This is a genomic window from Mucilaginibacter lappiensis, from assembly GCF_900155965.1.
In the GTDB taxonomy this organism is placed as follows: domain Bacteria; phylum Bacteroidota; class Bacteroidia; order Sphingobacteriales; family Sphingobacteriaceae; genus Mucilaginibacter; species Mucilaginibacter lappiensis.
Genome location: NZ_FTMG01000006.1, coordinates 239,268 through 255,733, shown reverse-complemented (window position 1 = coordinate 255,733; position 16,466 = coordinate 239,268). Strand labels below are relative to the sequence as shown.

Genomic DNA, 16,466 nt, shown 5'->3' with positions numbered 1-16,466 from the left:
ATCTATCAACCATGAACCCAAAACCTACTTCAGCCAATGATAAACTATGAAGCTAGCAGTATAAGCCAGGGCGGTCATGTAGGCAAACTGCACTGCCGGCCAGCGCCAGTCTTTGGTTTCTCGGTATACCACGGCCACGGTACTGGCGCACTGCATAGCAAAGGCATAAAACATCATGAGCGAAAAAGCCACCGCCAATGTAAACACCGGTTGCCCGGTATCGGGATTGGTCGCGCTGTGCATTTTTTGCTGTACCGATTCCATCTTATCCGCATCGCCTTCCACGCTGTAAATGGTAGCCATAGTACCCACAAAAACCTCGCGAGCGGCAAAGGAGCTGATGAGCGCTATGCCTATTTTCCAGTCGAAGCCTAATGGTTTAATCACCGGTTCAATGACGTGGCCGAATACACCCGCGTAGGAGCTTTCCAGTTTTTCTGAGGCAATAACCTTGGTCAGGCTATCAGGCGTCATGGTTTTGGTGTATTGTGTTTGATGATATTTTTGATCGATATGGGAGAAAGTATCTCCCGGGCCGTATGATTTCAGTACCCATAATATAACCGATACGGCTATAATTACCTTACCGGCCTGTAGTACAAATGTTTTGGAACGATCATACATGGTAAAGCCTACGTTTTTCCACCGGGGCATGCGGTACACTGGCAGCTCCATGATGAAGTAACCACGTTCGCGAGCCTTTAAAATAAATTTCATGACAAAGGCCACCGTAACAGCCGATACAATGCTAAGTAGATACATAGCGGTTAGCGCCAAACCTTGCAAGTTAAATATCCACCATACATTACGGTTGGGTACCACCAGGGCGATCATCAGGGTGTAAATAGGCAACCGTGCAGAACAGGCAACTAAGGGAGTAACCATAATGGTGATCATCCGGTCTTTCCAGTTTTCGATGTTGCGGGTACTCATAATAGAGGGCACCGCACAGGCAAAACCACCAATGAGCGGAACTACCGATTTGCCATTGAGGCCAACCTTGCGCATCACCTTATCCATCATAAATGTAACACGCGACATATAGCCGGTATCTTCTAGTATGGATATCAGGGCAAAGAGTATAGCTATCTGCGGTATAAATACCATTACGCCGCTTAAGCCAGCCAGCACACCATCAACTATTAAACTTACCAGCGGACCGGCAGGCAATACGTTGCTTATCACTTTTTGTAACCAGAGAAACAGATCCCCAATCAATGACATCGGGTAGGCCGACCACGAAAAAATGGCCTGGAAAATGAACATCAATATGGCAAAGAAGATCACAAAGCCAAATACCTTATGGGTAAGTATCTTATCAATTTTATTGCTTACGGTTTCGTCATGGGCCGTTTCGGGCTTTTTAACGGTGTCGTATAATAAATCATTGATAAAATTATAGCGGGCAATCGTTTCTGCAGCCTGCGATTTTTGCGAGTGGAACGAAAATTCATGTTCCAGCTTCTCGATCCTGTCGCTTTGCTCGGTTGAAAGGTAGCTCAGCGTTTCATGCTGATGCGCCAGTTGCAGGGCAAGGTACGGATTGTCGATCTTTAGATCATCCTTAATCTGCGCTATAATTTGCGGGGCGATAACCTCTACATCAATGGTATCTTGCTGCAGGGCTATTTTATTGGTATAGGCAATCGCGTTTTTAAGCTGATCGATCCCTTTAATCTTGCGCGCGGAAACAGGCACTACCAGTACCCCCAATTTTTTCGCAAACAGATCAATGTCGATATCAATGCCTGCTTTTTCAGATACATCGATCATATTTAAGGCTACCACTATGGGTATTTTAAGATCGGCTATTTGGGTATAAAGCAGTAAGTTGCGTTTAAGATTGCTAGCATCCAGTATTACCACGATCAGATCGGGTGTTAGTCCTTTGGCTTTATCGGCCAATACGGAAAATACAACGGATTCGTCTTTACTTTTGGGGTAGATGCTGTAAGTGCCGGGCAAGTCAATGATCTCGGCGGTACGGCCATCTGGCAGCTGGCAAAAACCTGTTTTTTTGTCAACAGTAACCCCTGGAAAGTTTCCTATTTTTTGATTAAGACCGGTTAGTATATTAAAGAGAGTTGATTTACCGGTGTTGGGATTCCCTACAAGTGCAACTCTTATATCGGCTTTCAATTTTTATAAAACTACTGCAACACAATGGTGGAGGCCTCAAATTTACGCAAACTTAACTGGTAGCCCGAAACATGGATAGCGATGGGATCGCCAAGGGGAGCAATACGCGAAATTCTTATTTCCTCGCCTGGCAGGCAACCCATTTCCATCAGCTTTACCGACATTTCCAGATCAGTAAATTCCTTTACAATTCCTATTTCGCCTACTTCAAGTTGTGAAAGTGTCATCGTATAATTTTAAACCACAGCAAATGTAATCTTATTTATATTAAATCCAAATAAGGAGAGTGCAATTGATGTGCAAATGTGTGGATTTTAAACGTGCAGATGTGAAATGATAAAAGGATGACGATTTACGATGTGCAAATATGCAGATATGCGGATATGCATATGAAAAGTGATAAAGGAATATAAAAATCAGTTAGGGTTTATGAAAAACGATGTGCAATACACTACTTAATGATAACCCATCATTTACGCACCTGTACATCAATCTATCCCATCATCTGCACATCTGCATATTTGCACATCTGCACATCAGGAAGATTTATCTTCCCAAAGTGCGGACAGTTGCAGCTTTTTTTAAATATGCCGCATGACGACAGGCTCGTCAATAACACGAATGCCCCTAATACAATGAATTTATTTTTTACCATAACCCGTTGCTCCTAATGTTACCAATATCGCAAACATACCCATGCAGGTACCCAAAGTATCTGCAAAAAGATCGTCCCACTCGGCGCTGCGCCAAGTAAAAATGGTGAGCTGAAGTATCTCTATCAGCCCACCAAAAAAAATGGCAACTATTGTAACTAAAACTATCTGTTTATACGAGAACCGCCGTGGTTTTTGTTGCCTTATTAGTCCATTGCAAAAAAGCACTACCAACGTGAAAAAGAAGCCGGTATGGGTCAATTTATCAAAACCCGGGAAAAACATCGGCGACTTGCCAGCATCCCCCAAGTCAACAGCACACATGGTAAAAACAAATAAGGCCCACAAAATAGTGAGCCCATGATATTTTAGAAACAGCTTCATTTAAGAAACCAACGTAGTATAGGCATCAGCCGATAATAAGTTATTTATTTCTGATGCATTTGTTATCGTGATTTTTACCATCCAGCCTTCGCCATAAGGATCGGTATTCACCAACTCAGGTTCCCCCTCTAAGGCCGAGTTAAATTCTGTAACCGTTCCTGTTATAGGCATAAACAGGTCTGATACTGTTTTTACAGCCTCAACAGTTCCAAAAGTCTCCTCCTGCTCAAGGGCTTTTCCTACGGTAGGGATGTCAACAAAAACAATATCACCTAATTCGCGTTGAGCAAATTCGGTAATGCCGATAGTAGCAACATTGCCTTCAACTTTTACCCACTCGTGGTCTTTAGTGTATTTTAATTCAGCTGGAAAATTCATGATGTTGATTTTATGTGCTCAAAAATAATAAAACTTTGGGCTATCACAATAGTTTAAGATTTATTCACCTCTCCCAACCCTCTCCAAAGGATAGGGCTTTAATTTGTTTTTTTAAGTCTCCTCGATCGGGGGAGATTAGAGGGGTTTACGCTGCGCTCGAAATGTATTTTACCAGGCTCCTTTTGGCTACCGGCAATAAGGTTTGCTCCAGCGGGAATGTAATATCGCTGTGTACATAATATACAGCGGGGTTGGGTAAAAATTTGTTCCGGTTGATCAGGCCCAGCTTTATGGCCTCTGGCGTGTTGGTGATGCTGTGCTCATAGGTATCAATAAATGATATATTGATACCCCGGTACTTAGCGTCCTTGTCCTCAAAAATAGTAAGGTGATATTCATATATCCAGTTAGTACGCTCCTTGCCGTTGCGTAACGAAAAATAACCATGATAAGGCATCAGCGGTACAATACCTACCGGGTCAATATTAAGCCGGCTCTCCACAAAATCATATATTTCTTTACCGGTTTGTATAGCAGGATCCATCTGCGACATAGCGTAAGCGATGATCTGCTCTATTTCCTGCATGTTTTGATCATCCTTAATAATCTTTTGATAGGTAAGCTTTACCGCGTCGATATCGGCCTGTGTTAAGCGCTGGGGGAAGGCTTGTTGCAGCACCGTTTTGTTTTTCCTGAAATCAACCAGGTTGTTGTAATGAAAAATAAGATCGGCCAGGTTGGGGTATAGCCGGCTCTTATCAAAGTGGCGGTTAATTTCCTGTAAATAATTTAACAATACATATTTTTTTTGCTCAAAATCAATATATCCCTCAATAAACCAGTTTACGCCTAATGAATTCATTTTTTCGGCCCCCTTTCAATAGCTTAAATTAAACAAAAAACACCAACTTTGCAATATGCCTTATGGAACCCTTTATTTAATCCCCGTACCGCTGGCCGAAGAAACGGCTGCCAAATCATTTACCCCTTACCTGGTTGATACCATTAACAGTATCAAAGAGTATATTGTGGAGAATGAAAAAACCGCCCGAAAATTTTTAAAACTGGCCGGTTTAAAAATACCTCAAAGCGAACTCCTCATTCATGATTATAGTAAATATAACCGCGACATGGGTACGGCCGACTTTTTTAAAGGCTTGCAGGCCGGTAACGATGTGGGCCTCATGAGCGAAGCAGGCTGCCCTGGCATTGCCGATCCCGGCGCCGAAATTGTAGATAAAGCGCACCGCATGGGTATTAAAGTGGTACCACTTGTAGGTCCCAGTTCTATTTTACTGGCGTTGATGGCTTCTGGCTTTAACGGCCAAAGCTTTACTTTTCATGGTTATTTACCTATTGATAAGGTGCTACGCAGCAAAAAGATCAAAGAACTGGAAGCCGCAGCTATTAAGCTCGATCAAACGCAGCTGTTTATTGAAACACCTTTCCGCAATAACCCCATGCTGGAAGAAATATTAAAGACTGCCAACCCCAGAACCAAGCTCTGCATAGCAACCGATCTTACCGCCCCTACAGAATTTGTACAAACCAAAACCATTGCCGAGTGGCAAAAAAAGGTGCCTGAGCTGCATAAACGGCCAACCATTTTCCTGCTTTTTCATTAGAATTAAATGACGGTTACGCAGCAGCATACCAGCGTGTTGATAGTAGGGGCCGGCCCTTCGGGTTTGATGATGGCTGCCCAGCTATTGCGTTATGGTGTGCAGCCCGTTATTATTGATAGTAAGCAGGGGCCAACAACCCATTCTAAAGCACTTGCAGTACAGGCCCGTTCGCTGGAGATCTACCGGCAAATGGGGCTTATTGATACCATTATAAAAGGTGGTAAGCAAGCTTTGGGCGTAGTATTTAACCAGGAGGGTAAACAAGTAGCCTCATTATCATTAAGTAATGTGGGCGATGGTCAAACCGCATTCCCGTTTGTGCACCTGTATCAGCAAAGCAAGAACGAACGCCTTCTGCTCGATTTTTTAACGCTCAACTGCTGCCCGGTTTACTGGAATACATCCTTACTGACTATTGAACAGCAGAAGGGTAAAGTATTGGTGCAATTGCAAACCAGTGAAGAAACCCAACACATCACCTGCGATTGGCTCGTTGGTGCCGATGGTGCACACAGCCTGGTGCGTAAACAGCTGCAGATACCTTTTAATGGCGATACCTACCAACACCAGTTTTACCTGGCCGATGTAAAGATAAATAATGCTTTTGGCGATAAAGTGAACCTGTTTCTAGCAAAAAAAGGATTCGCCGCATTTTTTCCAATGCCCGAAGAGCAGTGTTACCGTATTGTTGGTCAGTTGCCTGCTGGACTTGATCAAAGAGGTGACTTCTCAATAGAAGAAGCACTGCCTTTTTTGAATGCCATTACCGGGCAAACTATCGGCGTAGAACATACTAACTGGTTTACCACCTATCGGCTGCATCACCGAATGGCCGATAATTTCAGGCAGAACAGGTGTTTTTTAATTGGTGATGCCGCACATATCCATTCGCCGGTAGGCGGACAGGGTATGAATACCGGTTTGCAGGACGCTTACAACCTGGCCTGGAAACTGGCTGGCGTCGTAAATAATCAACTACAGGAAAAAATACTGGAAAGTTATGCTGCCGAACGCATGCCAGTAGCCAAAGATCTGCTGAACACCACCGACCGTGTTTTTAAATTAATACTGTCGCGTAATTGGTTTGTTGGCCTGTTCAAAAAATGGGTGTTACCTGTTATACTGAAAAACGTTTGGGGCAAACCGGCATTACGAGAAGCTTTTTTTAAGCGGATATCCCAAACCGGCATTAACTATCGTGAAAGCCAGATCAATCTGCATTTGAGCCATGATTCGCCCATAAAAGCAGGTGACAGGCTGCCATACCTCAAAGTGTTCGACGAAAAGAAACAACAGGAAACCGATCTGCATGAATGGTGCAGCAAGCCTGGTTTTACCATGATAACCCTGGGCAAATTGCAGGAGCTCGACTTGTTTACCCTCGCCAAATGGATTACCCAGAATTATACAGGTGCCCTCAACTTTTTTTACCTGCCGCCATCAGCTAAAAATCAACACGTATTTGATGCTTTCGGCATTAAAGAAAAGCAGAAAAAAGCGCTCATCGTTCGCCCGGATATGCACATCGGTTTTATTAATGATGTGGTAGATATGGAAATGATGGATAACTACCTGCAAAACGTAGTGGGTTTTGTTAAAGCATAACAAAAAAGCGCCTGCATGTAAAACACACAGACGCCCAACCTGACATGATGAAAAAAGGGGTAATAGGATTAAACCTGCTGGAAAGTATCTTTAAACAGCGACTCGGGCTGATATTCCTGGTAACTGGTTATAGAAAGCCCCTGCTGCATTTTTAATATAAAAGTATCGGCCACAAATTTTTCAGATACATCGCCCTCTGCCAATACCATAAACTCCGCCAGTTGATTTACCAGGGTTAAAATACCGGTAGTATAAGTGATAGCCACTTTGTGCGATGAGATATCATTGATGTGCGATTCTATGAGCTCAAATTGCGGTATTTCAAATTTGACGGGATTGCCCAGGTTATCGCTAAGTCCAGGTATCTTATTATCCAACGTCTGTATAAAATGCCCAACCGCGAAACTCAATTTATAATGCAATGAATTGGCCCGGCCGTCATGTACCTTTAACGCTGTAAAAGTTTTAAATTCCCGGTTGGGATTGTAAGTCTGCATTTTGAGTAAAAATTCCTGGTACGATGCCTGCAACACGCTTCTTTCAAACTTGCCCTGCGCCGATGCATCAATGATCTGTTTGTACGCTAATTTGATGAGTGCCATTTTGGGTTATATGTTGTATGTGATACGTTTTGATCTAGAAGTACTGATGTTTTACGTACAACTTTAAACGTCGTACGTAAAACGTTAAAGTGCTACGCCAAGAGTAAAAGTGCCGGAATATCCTGCTGAAACGCTGCCGGTTAAAGCCAGGGTTTCCAAAGCCAGATCGGTTGCTGAGTCGCCAAAAACGCTGTCGTTTGCGTTGCGTATAGGATTTACCCCGTGCGTAGCATATAAAGTAGAAACATGCACGGCATCAGATATAGTTTCAGAAAAAGTAAGCTGTGATACTTTTTTCAATACGCTGTTTACAAAAACTTCCATGTGTATATGGGTGGCCCTGCCGCCATACCAACCAGGATAAATAGTAGTGAATTTGGCCAGCCCAGAACTATCAGTAAGTAAGTATCCACGCAGCCAGGTTTCGCCTACGTAGCTTTTGCTGCCCAGCAATCCTGGTTGGTTTGCATATCCGGAGTAGTAGCCATCTTTATTGCAATGCCATATATCTACCCGGGCACCGGTAACTACGTTACAGTTGTCGTTCACGTTTACTACCAGGAAATTCACGGCCAGGGGTACTCCGGTTTGCCCACCGGTAACATCAGCCCGGTTCAGCGGGTTGGTTATTTCGCCGCCAACATAAGGGTAAGGCCCTTCTGTTTCTGTTGGGGTGGTGGTACAGGTAGTGCCGTTAGTTGATGTAGTAGTTGTGGTGGTACTGTCTGTTTGGGTTGACGTTGAATCTTTTTTACAGGCTTCAATGAGCAAAGGGCCCGCTGCTGCAGCTACAGCAAAGGTGCGAAGAAAGCTTTTACGTTCCATGATCTACAGGATTAATAAGGAGTTAAACAATGTATTTTATTAACTCCTGTAAATGTATGTGAGGAAGTAATCAGGAAGCGGAATGTATCGGTGAACAGCGATTTTGTGCCGATAGATGCGGTTTTTTCATCTGAATTTCATCCAGTTGCGAATGATGTCATGGTAACTGTCGCTTACCGGGAGCTCCACATCGGTCAATTTAATTTTACGGTTCTGGATAGAGCGGATCTTGCCCAGCGGTACAATATAGCTGCGGTGTATGCGCTGAAATTTATCGGCAGGCAGTTTTTCAAGCACTTTTTTTAGGGACATCAATGTAAGCACCGTGGGGGCATTGGTTTGATGTATCTTGATATAATCTTCCATGCTTTCAATATATTCAATGGCGTTCAAGTCAATTTTTACCATGCGGTATTCTGAATATACATATAAGCTTTCTTCGGGTTTTTCGCCGCTTGCCTGGTTCTTGTAACGGTGGTAATCAATGGCTTTTTCTACTGCCTTTTCAAACCGCTTAAAGTCGATGGGTTTCAGGATATAGTCAAGCGCCTCCAGCTCAAAGCCCTCGTAGGCAAAGTTTTTATAAGCGGTAGTAAATATGACGATGGGTTTTATCTCCAGAGATCGTACCAGATCGATACCGGTAATATCGGGCATATTGATATCAATAAAAAGTAGATCGACGGGCTTGGCTTTTAAAAACTCAGCGCCTGATATGGCATCATCAAATGTTTTCACTAGCTGCAGGGCCGGGAAGCGCGATACATACTCGCTTATCAGCCTTAAAGCCAGGGGCTCATCATCAATAGCTATACATTGCAATGTCATAAACTATATTTGATTAATGATAAGCTGTACCGAATACTCTTTATCCTCATTCCATATGTTGAGTAAATGCTTGTCAGGGTACAAATGATTTAAACGCAGCTGTGTGTTCCTGATGCCTATTCCACCGCGCTGATTTTCCTCCCGGAGTACAAAAATATGGTTTCTGCAAAAGAATGAAATATCGGTATCACTCACGCTGATCTTAATATCGATGGTTGTTTTTTCATGTTTACTTACACCATATTTAAATACATTTTCAATAAAGGTCATCAGAACAAGGGGCGCTATTTTTTTGCTTTCAACATCCCCCGTCACAATAAAATTGACCCTGGTATTATTGCCAATGCGTAAACGCTGTAATTCAATATAATCGCTGATACAATCAATTTCGCTTTGCAGCGGTACCAGGTCAGCCACTACATCATCGGTCACATAACGCATAATGTTCGATAGCTTCATGATGCTATCTGCTGCATGATCATCCTTTATAACGGCCAATGTGTAAATATTGTTGAGCGTATTAAACAAAAAATGTGGATTGATCTGTGCCTTTAAAAAGGAAAGCTCGGCGGTAGTTTTATCTGCTTCGGCTTGTATGGCGCGGCGCTCGGTAAGCCGCCATTGCTGTATGATGCGGATAGCGGTACTTAATGCCATAACCATAATAAATATGAACAGACTGATGCTATCCATCGGTCGTAAATGCAGAAAATGATGCCTGCCGCGGTCTTGTCCATTAAACGGCGGGAATTGCCTCGGTCCATCCTGCGGAGAGTCGGCATGCGGCCCCATCCTTCCATCAGGTAGCGGAGCTCCGGGCCCCGAATATCCTGGAGGGAATGATCCGAATGGTGGCCTGTTAATTCCGTACGTGCCCTTTCCGCGGTTCCCAATGCTGCGTAACAGCTTGTCAAATGGTTGCAGATAATACACCCCGCCAAATAGCAGCACTACAATGATGCTGTACAACACATACCTCTTTTTTAAAAAAAACTCAGGGATAAAAAAGTAGGCATTGCTGTAAAAAAGAAAAATATAAGTGTAGCAAAAGAGCCAGTAACTGTGCTTTTGTAATAACGACCAGGTAATATCATCTTGCCCCCGGTTGTTTATGAAAAGCAGCGGGAAAGCCATGAACAATAGCCAGCCGGCAATATGTATAATAACAGAAAAAGCTTTAAAGCGCAACATGTATAAAGTAACGCATTCAAAGCCAGTAATAAAAAATGTATCGGTATTTAGCCTGTTTGTATAGACGAATTACCCGTGTATGGTTTCGCTCTTGCCGTAGTTCTGTATTACCCGGGCTTCATATTCCAGGAATTCTTTCCAGCGTTTTTCTACGTCGATTTCCACAGCGTACTTTTTGGCCAGGCGAATGAACATGGCATAATGGGTGGCTTCGCTCACCATCAGTTCATGGTAAAACTCAGATAAATAGGTATCGCCAATATTTTCTGATAATACCTTGAACCGTTCACAACTACGGGCTTCTATCATGGCCGAAAACAGCAGTCTGTCAATCAACTGGGCTTCGCGGCCACCGCCTATAATGATGAATTTACGCAGCTCATTCACATAATTATCCTTCCGCTCCTTACCCAGTACAAAGCCGCGTGCTATAATAATTTCATGAACCCGTTTAAAGTGGTCCATTTCTTCTTGTACCAGCGCAATCATTTCCTGCACCAGATCAGACAAGTTTGGGTTTTGAACAATCAGCGTAATGCCATTTGTAGCGGCCTTTTGTTCACAATAAGCATGATCGGTCAGTAACTCTTCAATATTGCTTTCCACCACGTTTTTAACCCAAAGCGGATCGGTAGGCAGCTGCAGTTTCAATATAGTTTTTTCGCTCACAGGAACAAAGATAGTTTAAGGAGGCGAAAGGTAAAAGGCAAGGAGAATGAAAGATGGTTAATACAAAAACCTTTAACTCTTAACCTTTCGCCTTTTACCTACCTATATAGTCCCTTGCTTTCAATAAATTTCAAGACCGGATCTGGGACAAAATATTGCACATTCTTTTTTTCGGCGATGGATTTGCGGATGAAGGTAGCCGATAGCTCCATTTGCGGCGTCATGGTGATGGTTACCGAAGGATGATCGGCCAGTTCGGCATTTTCATAACCGGGGCGTGGATATACATATATTTTGTAATCGCGCAGTATCAACTTATAATTTTTCCATTTATGCAGCGTACCAAGGTTGTCTGAACCCATAATGAGGGCAAAGTCATGTTCCGGATATTTTTCTTTCAAATGGGCGAGGGTATCAATGGTATACGATGGTTGGGGTAGTTTTAGCTCTACATCGCTTACACTAATGTTGGTGGCATGGTCTGTAGCCAGTTTAGCCATTTCCAACCTGTCGTAAGTATTAATCAGGTCGCCATACTTTTTAAGCGGATTTTGCGGAGATACCACCAGCCAAACTTTATCCAAAGTGGTATGATTGGCCATATAGTTGGCAATAATCAGGTGCCCTATGTGTATGGGATTAAATGAACCAAACAGTAAGCCTATTTTCATCAGTTGAAGCCCCTTAACCCCCTAAAGGGGGAATGAATAAATTATATTTTTGAATTAAAACCCTTGATTTAGCAAACTGATGCTCCGCCTTTAGAGGGCCGGGGAGCTAATAAAATCCCGAACCAGTTGCTCAGCTTCGTTACAAGCCGTTTCAAGATCGTAATTTTTAAGGATAATATCAAATTGGGGAGCGTATTTTAGTTCTTTTTCGGCTTTGGCAAAACGCTCCTTCAGTTTTTCTTCGCTATCGGTACCTCTGCCGGTAAGGCGCTCTATCAAAACTTCCAGTGACGGGGGTTGTACAAATATGGCCAGGGCTTGTCCGTCGTACTTACGTTTCAGGTGCATGCCTCCTTCTACGTCAATATCAAATATAACGGTTTTGCCTTTTGCCCAGATCCGTTCAATTTCGGTACGCAGAGTGCCGTAAAATGTACCTGAGTAAACTTCTTCAAACTCCACAAACTGTTTTTTAGCTATACGGTGCAAAAACTCTTCTTTGCTGATAAAGTAATAGTCTTGTTCGTGAACTTCATCTCCACGGCATTCACGGGTGGTTGCCGAAATGGAAAATTCAAGCTCGGGCATTTTGCTAAGCAGGTGATGTACTATGGTTGTTTTACCTGCTCCAGACGGAGCTGAAAATATGATGAGTTTACCTTCTATGGCCATTCTTGATTCTGTCATTGGGTCATTAATATCATTAGGTCATTATTCATCTTGATTTTGTAATGACTTAATGACCAAATGATTCAATGACTATACTACAATACGTTTAACAGTTGTTCTTTAATTTTTTCGAGTTCTTCTTTCATGCCCACTACCAGTTTCTGAATATTGGCATCATTGGCTTTGGAGCCCAAGGTATTTATTTCGCGACCGATCTCCTGAGAGATAAAACCGAGCTTTTTGCCGTTTGCATCGGCATTTTTCAGGGTTTCAATAAAATACTCGCAATGCGTTTTCAAACGTATTTTTTCTTCGGTGATATCCAGCTTATCAATATAGTATATCAGCTCCTGTTCAAAACGGTTTTGGTCGATAGCTTCCCTGTCGGTAGCTTCGCTTAAAAAGGTGTTCAGGCGTTCGCGTATCAGGGGTACACGTTTAGGGTCTTCCAATTCTACCAGTTCCAGGTTTTTCAGGATGATGTTGATGCGATGTTTAACATCGTTTTCCAATACATTACCTTCATCTGAGCGGAACTGTTGAAACGCAGCTAAAGCCTGTTGAAATGTTTTTTCAACCAGTTTCCACTCATCTTCTGATGCGGTTTCATCATCATATTTCACCACCTCTGGTAACCCTAAAGCAAGCTGTAACAGGTTGGTAGCTGGTTCATTAAGTTCCTGGCTCACTTCTTTAAGCTGCAGGTAATATTGTTTAAGCAAGTCTTTGTCAATGCCGGCAGCTTTTACCGCGGCATTGACTTGCTCAATGTTGATAGACAGGTTTACTTTGCCACGCTCAATTTGCTTACTGCAATCATTACGCAGTTGAAACTCTTTTTCAGAGAAAATTTTCGGCAAGCGAAGGGATAGTTCGAGGAATTTGCTGTTCAGGGATTTGATCTCAACGGTATATTTAGTATTACCGGAGTCAAAACTGGCAATTCCATACCCTGTCATGGATTTTATCATGTGCAAAGATAGGGTTTTTGTTTTGAAGTTTGAAAGAGGGAAGTTCTGAGCCCGAAGTCTTGAGTTTTAAGCCGGAAGTTAGAACCATTAATTGATTTTTTACTGAATACTGGTATAATAAAGAATCCTTTTTCTTTACTTTTGGATTTTAGACTCAGAACACAAGACATCAGACTCAAAAACCAACTTTAACACTTTTTTACATTTGGTGTAAAATACAGTTGGTATCTTTACGTTATATCACACTCATGCGTTATCGTTTTCCCCTGCTTCTCATTGCCTGCATTTGTTCTGCTTTAATAGCTTCAGCTCAGGAATTTACACTCAAAGGAGTGATCTCCAAAAAGAGCACACCCGAACGTGTGGGCCAGGTTTTGATCAAAAACCTCAAAACAAACAGCCTGATGATCAGCGACGACCTGGGTTGGTTTTCGATAAAAGCTTCTGCTGGCGATACCTTGCTTTTTACTAAGGATGAGTTTACCCCGCAAAAAATTCTGGTGCTGAATAATAGCGATATGCCGGTATATATGCAGCCGGTAATCAAGTTAAGTGAAGTAAGGGTACTGGGCCAAACCAAAAAGCAGGAGCTTAACGAGATCATGAGCGATTACCGCAAGCAGGGGACTTTTTATAACGGTAAACCCCCTGTACTCTCGTTTTTAAGCAGTCCGCTTACGGGGCTTTACGAATTGTTTGGTAAAACTCCCGGCCGTGCGCGCCGTTTTGCCAATTTTGCTAAAGGAGAGGCTGAACAGGCCGAGGTTAACAGGCGGTACAATACTAGTTTTGTAAAACAATATACCAAATTGCCAACAGATAGTGCTGCCCGCAGGTTCATGAATTACTATACTCCATCATACGAGGACCTGAAAGGTTGGACTGATTATGACCTGATCAAACACATGCAAAAGTCATATGAGTATTATAAAAACAGCGGGGAAAAAGATATGCTGGAGGGATTGAATTCACCAACCTTTATCAAAAAAGATACTACGTTGAGGCTGTCAGAGCCAGGGGAAACGTTGAAAAAGGAAAAACATTAGAGAAGGCATCATGAGTCTCCCTCATGTCATTGCGAGGAGGAACGACGAAGCAATCTCGTGGCCATTCCTATCCATGAGAACGCGAGGAGATTGCCACGCTGCGCAATGACATATTCTTTATAAATGGTTGAGCTTGGATTTTCCAAATAACACGTCATTTTGCCTTCAGATTCGCTGATTTTAATTCTCAGGATGACGTGTTTAAACAGGATAGTTAAATCCCTAAAGACTCACAGGCCTTTTCGGCTGCCAGTTTTTCGGCGTTCTTTTTACTAAACTCTTTGCCTTCGCCCACAACCTCTCCGTCAACACTGGCTTGTATAGTAAAAAGTTTGGCGCTTTCGCCCTCCAGGTTGGTTACCAGTTCAAAAATAATATCACGACCATGGCGCTGGCACCATTCAATCAATTTGCTTTTGAAATTAGTTTCGGTTTGCTCCAGCTTGTGGATATCAATATGCGATTTGATGATGTGGTTGATCAGGAAATTTTTGGTAAAATCATACCCCTTATCTAAATAAACAGCGCCCACGAGTGCTTCAAAAGCATCGCCCAATAATGACCCCTGCCGGCTTGAGTTAAGCATGCGGCTATCATACTCAATGAGTTTATCAAACCCCAGTTTGCGGGCAAGCTGGTTAAGGTTTACGCGGCTTACTATTTTGGAGCGCAACTCGGTTAAAAAGCCTTCATCTTCGTAGGGATATAGCTTAAAGAGTACTTCGGCCACAACGCTGCCCAGCACAGCATCGCCCAGAAACTCCAGGCGTTCATTGCTGTTTTTTACCCCTTTTTTTACGTTTTGGGCAACCGATTTATGCCGAAAAGCCAAACGGTATAAAGACAAATTGCCCGGCACAAAACCGAGCAAATTCTTTAAAATCTTAACGTATTTCCTATTGGGTGATATATATAGCTTATAAAACTGACTGATAGGCATCCACAACCACAATTAATCTTCGTACTTTTTAAATATAACAGAAGCATTATGGCCACCAAAACCAAATCCGTTGCTTTGGACTATCCTTACTTCACGCTTTTGAGCGGTATTAAAGGTAAAGTTGATTTTGGGGTCAAAAGCAGGATCGTCGGTAAAATGGTTAATAGTAGGGGGGATGATACCATTTTTTAAAGCCAATATTGACGCTATCGCTTCAACCGCACCCGCTGCACCTAACAAGTGACCAGTCATTGATTTGGTTGAGCTGATATTGATACGATAAAGATCATCGCCAAAAACATCATGTATAGCCTTAATTTCCTGCGGATCGCCAATTGGTGTAGATGTTCCATGAACGTTTACATAATCAATGTCTGCAGGGGTAAGGTTAGCATCTTCCAAAGCGGCACGCATAACCAATGCCGCGCCAAGCCCATCAGGGTGTGGTGCTGTCATGTGGTAAGCATCGGCACTCATGCCACCGCCCATCATTTCGGCATAAATTTTAGCTCCACGGGCCTTTGCATGCTCCAGTTCTTCTAAAATAATGGTACCCGCGCCTTCGCCGGCCACAAAACCATCCCTGTCCAGATCAAACGGACGTGATGCCGTTGCCGGGTCATCGTTACGGGTTGATAAAGCGTGCATAGCGTTAAAGCCCCCGATACCTGCTTCGTTAATGATTGCCTCAGAACCACCACTGATGAACATGTTAGCTTTACCCAGGCGGATATAGTTAAATGAATCAATCAATGAATTGTTTGATGAAGCACAGGCAGAAACAGTTGAGAAATTTGGCCCACGTAAACCATATTTGATAGAAATATGGCCGGGAGCAATATCTGCTATCATTTTAGGGATAAAGAAGGGGTTAAAACGGGGTGAACCGTCGCCCTTGGCAAAGTTAACCACTTCGTCCAAAAACGTTTTTAAACCACCAATACCTGATCCCCAGATAACTCCTATACGGCTGGTATCTAATTTTGTAAAATCCAATCCGGCGTCTTTTACGGCTTCCTCGGTTGAGAAAAGGGCGTATTGAACAAAAGGATCTAATTTACGGGCGTCTTTACGGCCCAAAAAACCATCCGCATCAAAGCCCTTAACTTCACATGCGAATTTAGTTTTGAACTTTTCAGTGTCAAAACTTTTAATTAAGGCAGCGCCACTTACCCCATTGATCAAACCGTTCCAGTACTCTGAAACTGTGTTACCAATTGGAGTAAGTGCTCCAAGCCCGGTTACTACAACTCTTTTAAACTCCATTTAA

The 16,466-nt window shown here is 42.9% G+C and carries 18 protein-coding genes; 3 read left to right on the top strand and 15 right to left on the bottom strand.

Features of this window, described 5'->3' with window-relative positions; translation table 11 throughout:
• Positions 1–24: 24 nt before the first annotated feature.
• The 5 genes from feoB to BW976_RS14020 all read right to left on the bottom strand — a co-directional run bounded on the left by feoB (position 25) and on the right by BW976_RS14020 (position 4,416).
• A complete protein-coding gene (gene feoB / locus BW976_RS14040; RefSeq protein WP_076373927.1) occupies positions 25–2,139 on the bottom strand; it encodes a ferrous iron transport protein B in 2,115 nt (704 codons plus the stop codon).
• An 11-nt stretch (positions 2,140–2,150) separates the two neighbouring features.
• Positions 2,151–2,366 carry a FeoA family protein gene (locus tag BW976_RS14035; RefSeq protein ID WP_076373926.1) on the bottom strand — a complete coding sequence of 72 codons (216 nt, stop codon included), beginning with the start codon at positions 2,364–2,366 and terminating at the stop codon, positions 2,151–2,153.
• 414 nt (positions 2,367–2,780) lie between these two features.
• Positions 2,781–3,176: a VanZ family protein gene (locus BW976_RS14030; RefSeq protein ID WP_076373925.1), complete on the bottom strand. Its 396-nt coding sequence runs from the start codon at positions 3,174–3,176 to the stop codon at positions 2,781–2,783.
• Positions 3,177–3,554 (bottom strand): glycine cleavage system protein GcvH, encoded by a 378-nt coding sequence (gene gcvH, locus BW976_RS14025; protein WP_076373924.1) that lies wholly within the window; start codon positions 3,552–3,554, stop codon positions 3,177–3,179.
• A gap of 145 nt (positions 3,555–3,699) precedes the next feature.
• The gene (locus tag BW976_RS14020; protein WP_076373923.1) at positions 3,700–4,416 is read right to left on the bottom strand and encodes a hypothetical protein; all 717 of its coding nucleotides are present in this window, start codon (positions 4,414–4,416) and stop codon (positions 3,700–3,702) included.
• A gap of 55 nt (positions 4,417–4,471) precedes the next feature.
• On the opposite strand from BW976_RS14020, the gene BW976_RS14015 reads away from it, so the two are divergent.
• Complete coding sequence (locus BW976_RS14015; protein ID WP_076373922.1) at positions 4,472–5,179, top strand: SAM-dependent methyltransferase; 708 nt, start codon at positions 4,472–4,474, stop codon at positions 5,177–5,179.
• Positions 5,180–5,185: 6 nt separating this feature from the next.
• Positions 5,186–6,784, top strand: a complete 1,599-nt coding sequence (locus tag BW976_RS14010) for an FAD-dependent monooxygenase (RefSeq protein ID WP_076373921.1) — start codon at positions 5,186–5,188, stop codon at positions 6,782–6,784.
• Positions 6,785–6,852: 68 nt separating this feature from the next.
• Here BW976_RS14010 and BW976_RS14005 read toward each other — a convergent pair whose 3' ends face one another.
• The 8 genes from BW976_RS14005 to BW976_RS13970 form a co-directional block, all read right to left on the bottom strand.
• On the bottom strand, positions 6,853–7,386 hold the full coding sequence (locus BW976_RS14005; protein ID WP_076373920.1) for a hypothetical protein: 534 nt from the start codon (positions 7,384–7,386) through the stop codon (positions 6,853–6,855).
• 84 nt (positions 7,387–7,470) lie between these two features.
• Positions 7,471–8,211, bottom strand: coding sequence for a dioxygenase family protein (locus tag BW976_RS14000; protein ID WP_076373919.1), 741 nt, complete (start codon positions 8,209–8,211; stop codon positions 7,471–7,473).
• Between the two features lie 126 nt (positions 8,212–8,337).
• A complete protein-coding gene (locus BW976_RS13995; RefSeq protein WP_084192191.1) occupies positions 8,338–9,039 on the bottom strand; it encodes a LytR/AlgR family response regulator transcription factor in 702 nt (233 codons plus the stop codon).
• Positions 9,040–9,042: 3 nt separating this feature from the next.
• Positions 9,043–10,230 carry a sensor histidine kinase gene (locus BW976_RS13990; RefSeq protein ID WP_076373918.1) on the bottom strand — a complete coding sequence of 396 codons (1,188 nt, stop codon included), beginning with the start codon at positions 10,228–10,230 and terminating at the stop codon, positions 9,043–9,045.
• 69 nt (positions 10,231–10,299) lie between these two features.
• Positions 10,300–10,899 (bottom strand): MiaE family protein, encoded by a 600-nt coding sequence (miaE, locus tag BW976_RS13985; RefSeq protein WP_175614108.1) that lies wholly within the window; start codon positions 10,897–10,899, stop codon positions 10,300–10,302.
• Between the two features lie 98 nt (positions 10,900–10,997).
• On the bottom strand, positions 10,998–11,570 hold the full coding sequence (nadD, locus tag BW976_RS13980; RefSeq protein WP_076373917.1) for a nicotinate (nicotinamide) nucleotide adenylyltransferase: 573 nt from the start codon (positions 11,568–11,570) through the stop codon (positions 10,998–11,000).
• 90 nt (positions 11,571–11,660) lie between these two features.
• Complete coding sequence (gene gmk, locus BW976_RS13975; protein ID WP_245834695.1) at positions 11,661–12,257, bottom strand: guanylate kinase; 597 nt, start codon at positions 12,255–12,257, stop codon at positions 11,661–11,663.
• A gap of 77 nt (positions 12,258–12,334) precedes the next feature.
• Positions 12,335–13,210 (bottom strand): YicC/YloC family endoribonuclease, encoded by an 876-nt coding sequence (locus BW976_RS13970; protein ID WP_245834693.1) that lies wholly within the window; start codon positions 13,208–13,210, stop codon positions 12,335–12,337.
• Between the two features lie 248 nt (positions 13,211–13,458).
• On the opposite strand from BW976_RS13970, the gene BW976_RS13965 reads away from it, so the two are divergent.
• Positions 13,459–14,256, top strand: coding sequence for a hypothetical protein (locus BW976_RS13965; RefSeq protein WP_076373914.1), 798 nt, complete (start codon positions 13,459–13,461; stop codon positions 14,254–14,256).
• Between the two features lie 214 nt (positions 14,257–14,470).
• On the opposite strand, the gene rnc is transcribed toward BW976_RS13965, so the two are convergent.
• Positions 14,471–15,196, bottom strand: a complete 726-nt coding sequence (gene rnc / locus BW976_RS13960; RefSeq protein WP_076373913.1) for a ribonuclease III — start codon at positions 15,194–15,196, stop codon at positions 14,471–14,473.
• A gap of 12 nt (positions 15,197–15,208) precedes the next feature.
• Complete coding sequence (fabF, locus tag BW976_RS13955; protein WP_076373912.1) at positions 15,209–16,462, bottom strand: beta-ketoacyl-ACP synthase II; 1,254 nt, start codon at positions 16,460–16,462, stop codon at positions 15,209–15,211.
• Between the last annotated feature and the right edge of the window lie 4 nt (positions 16,463–16,466).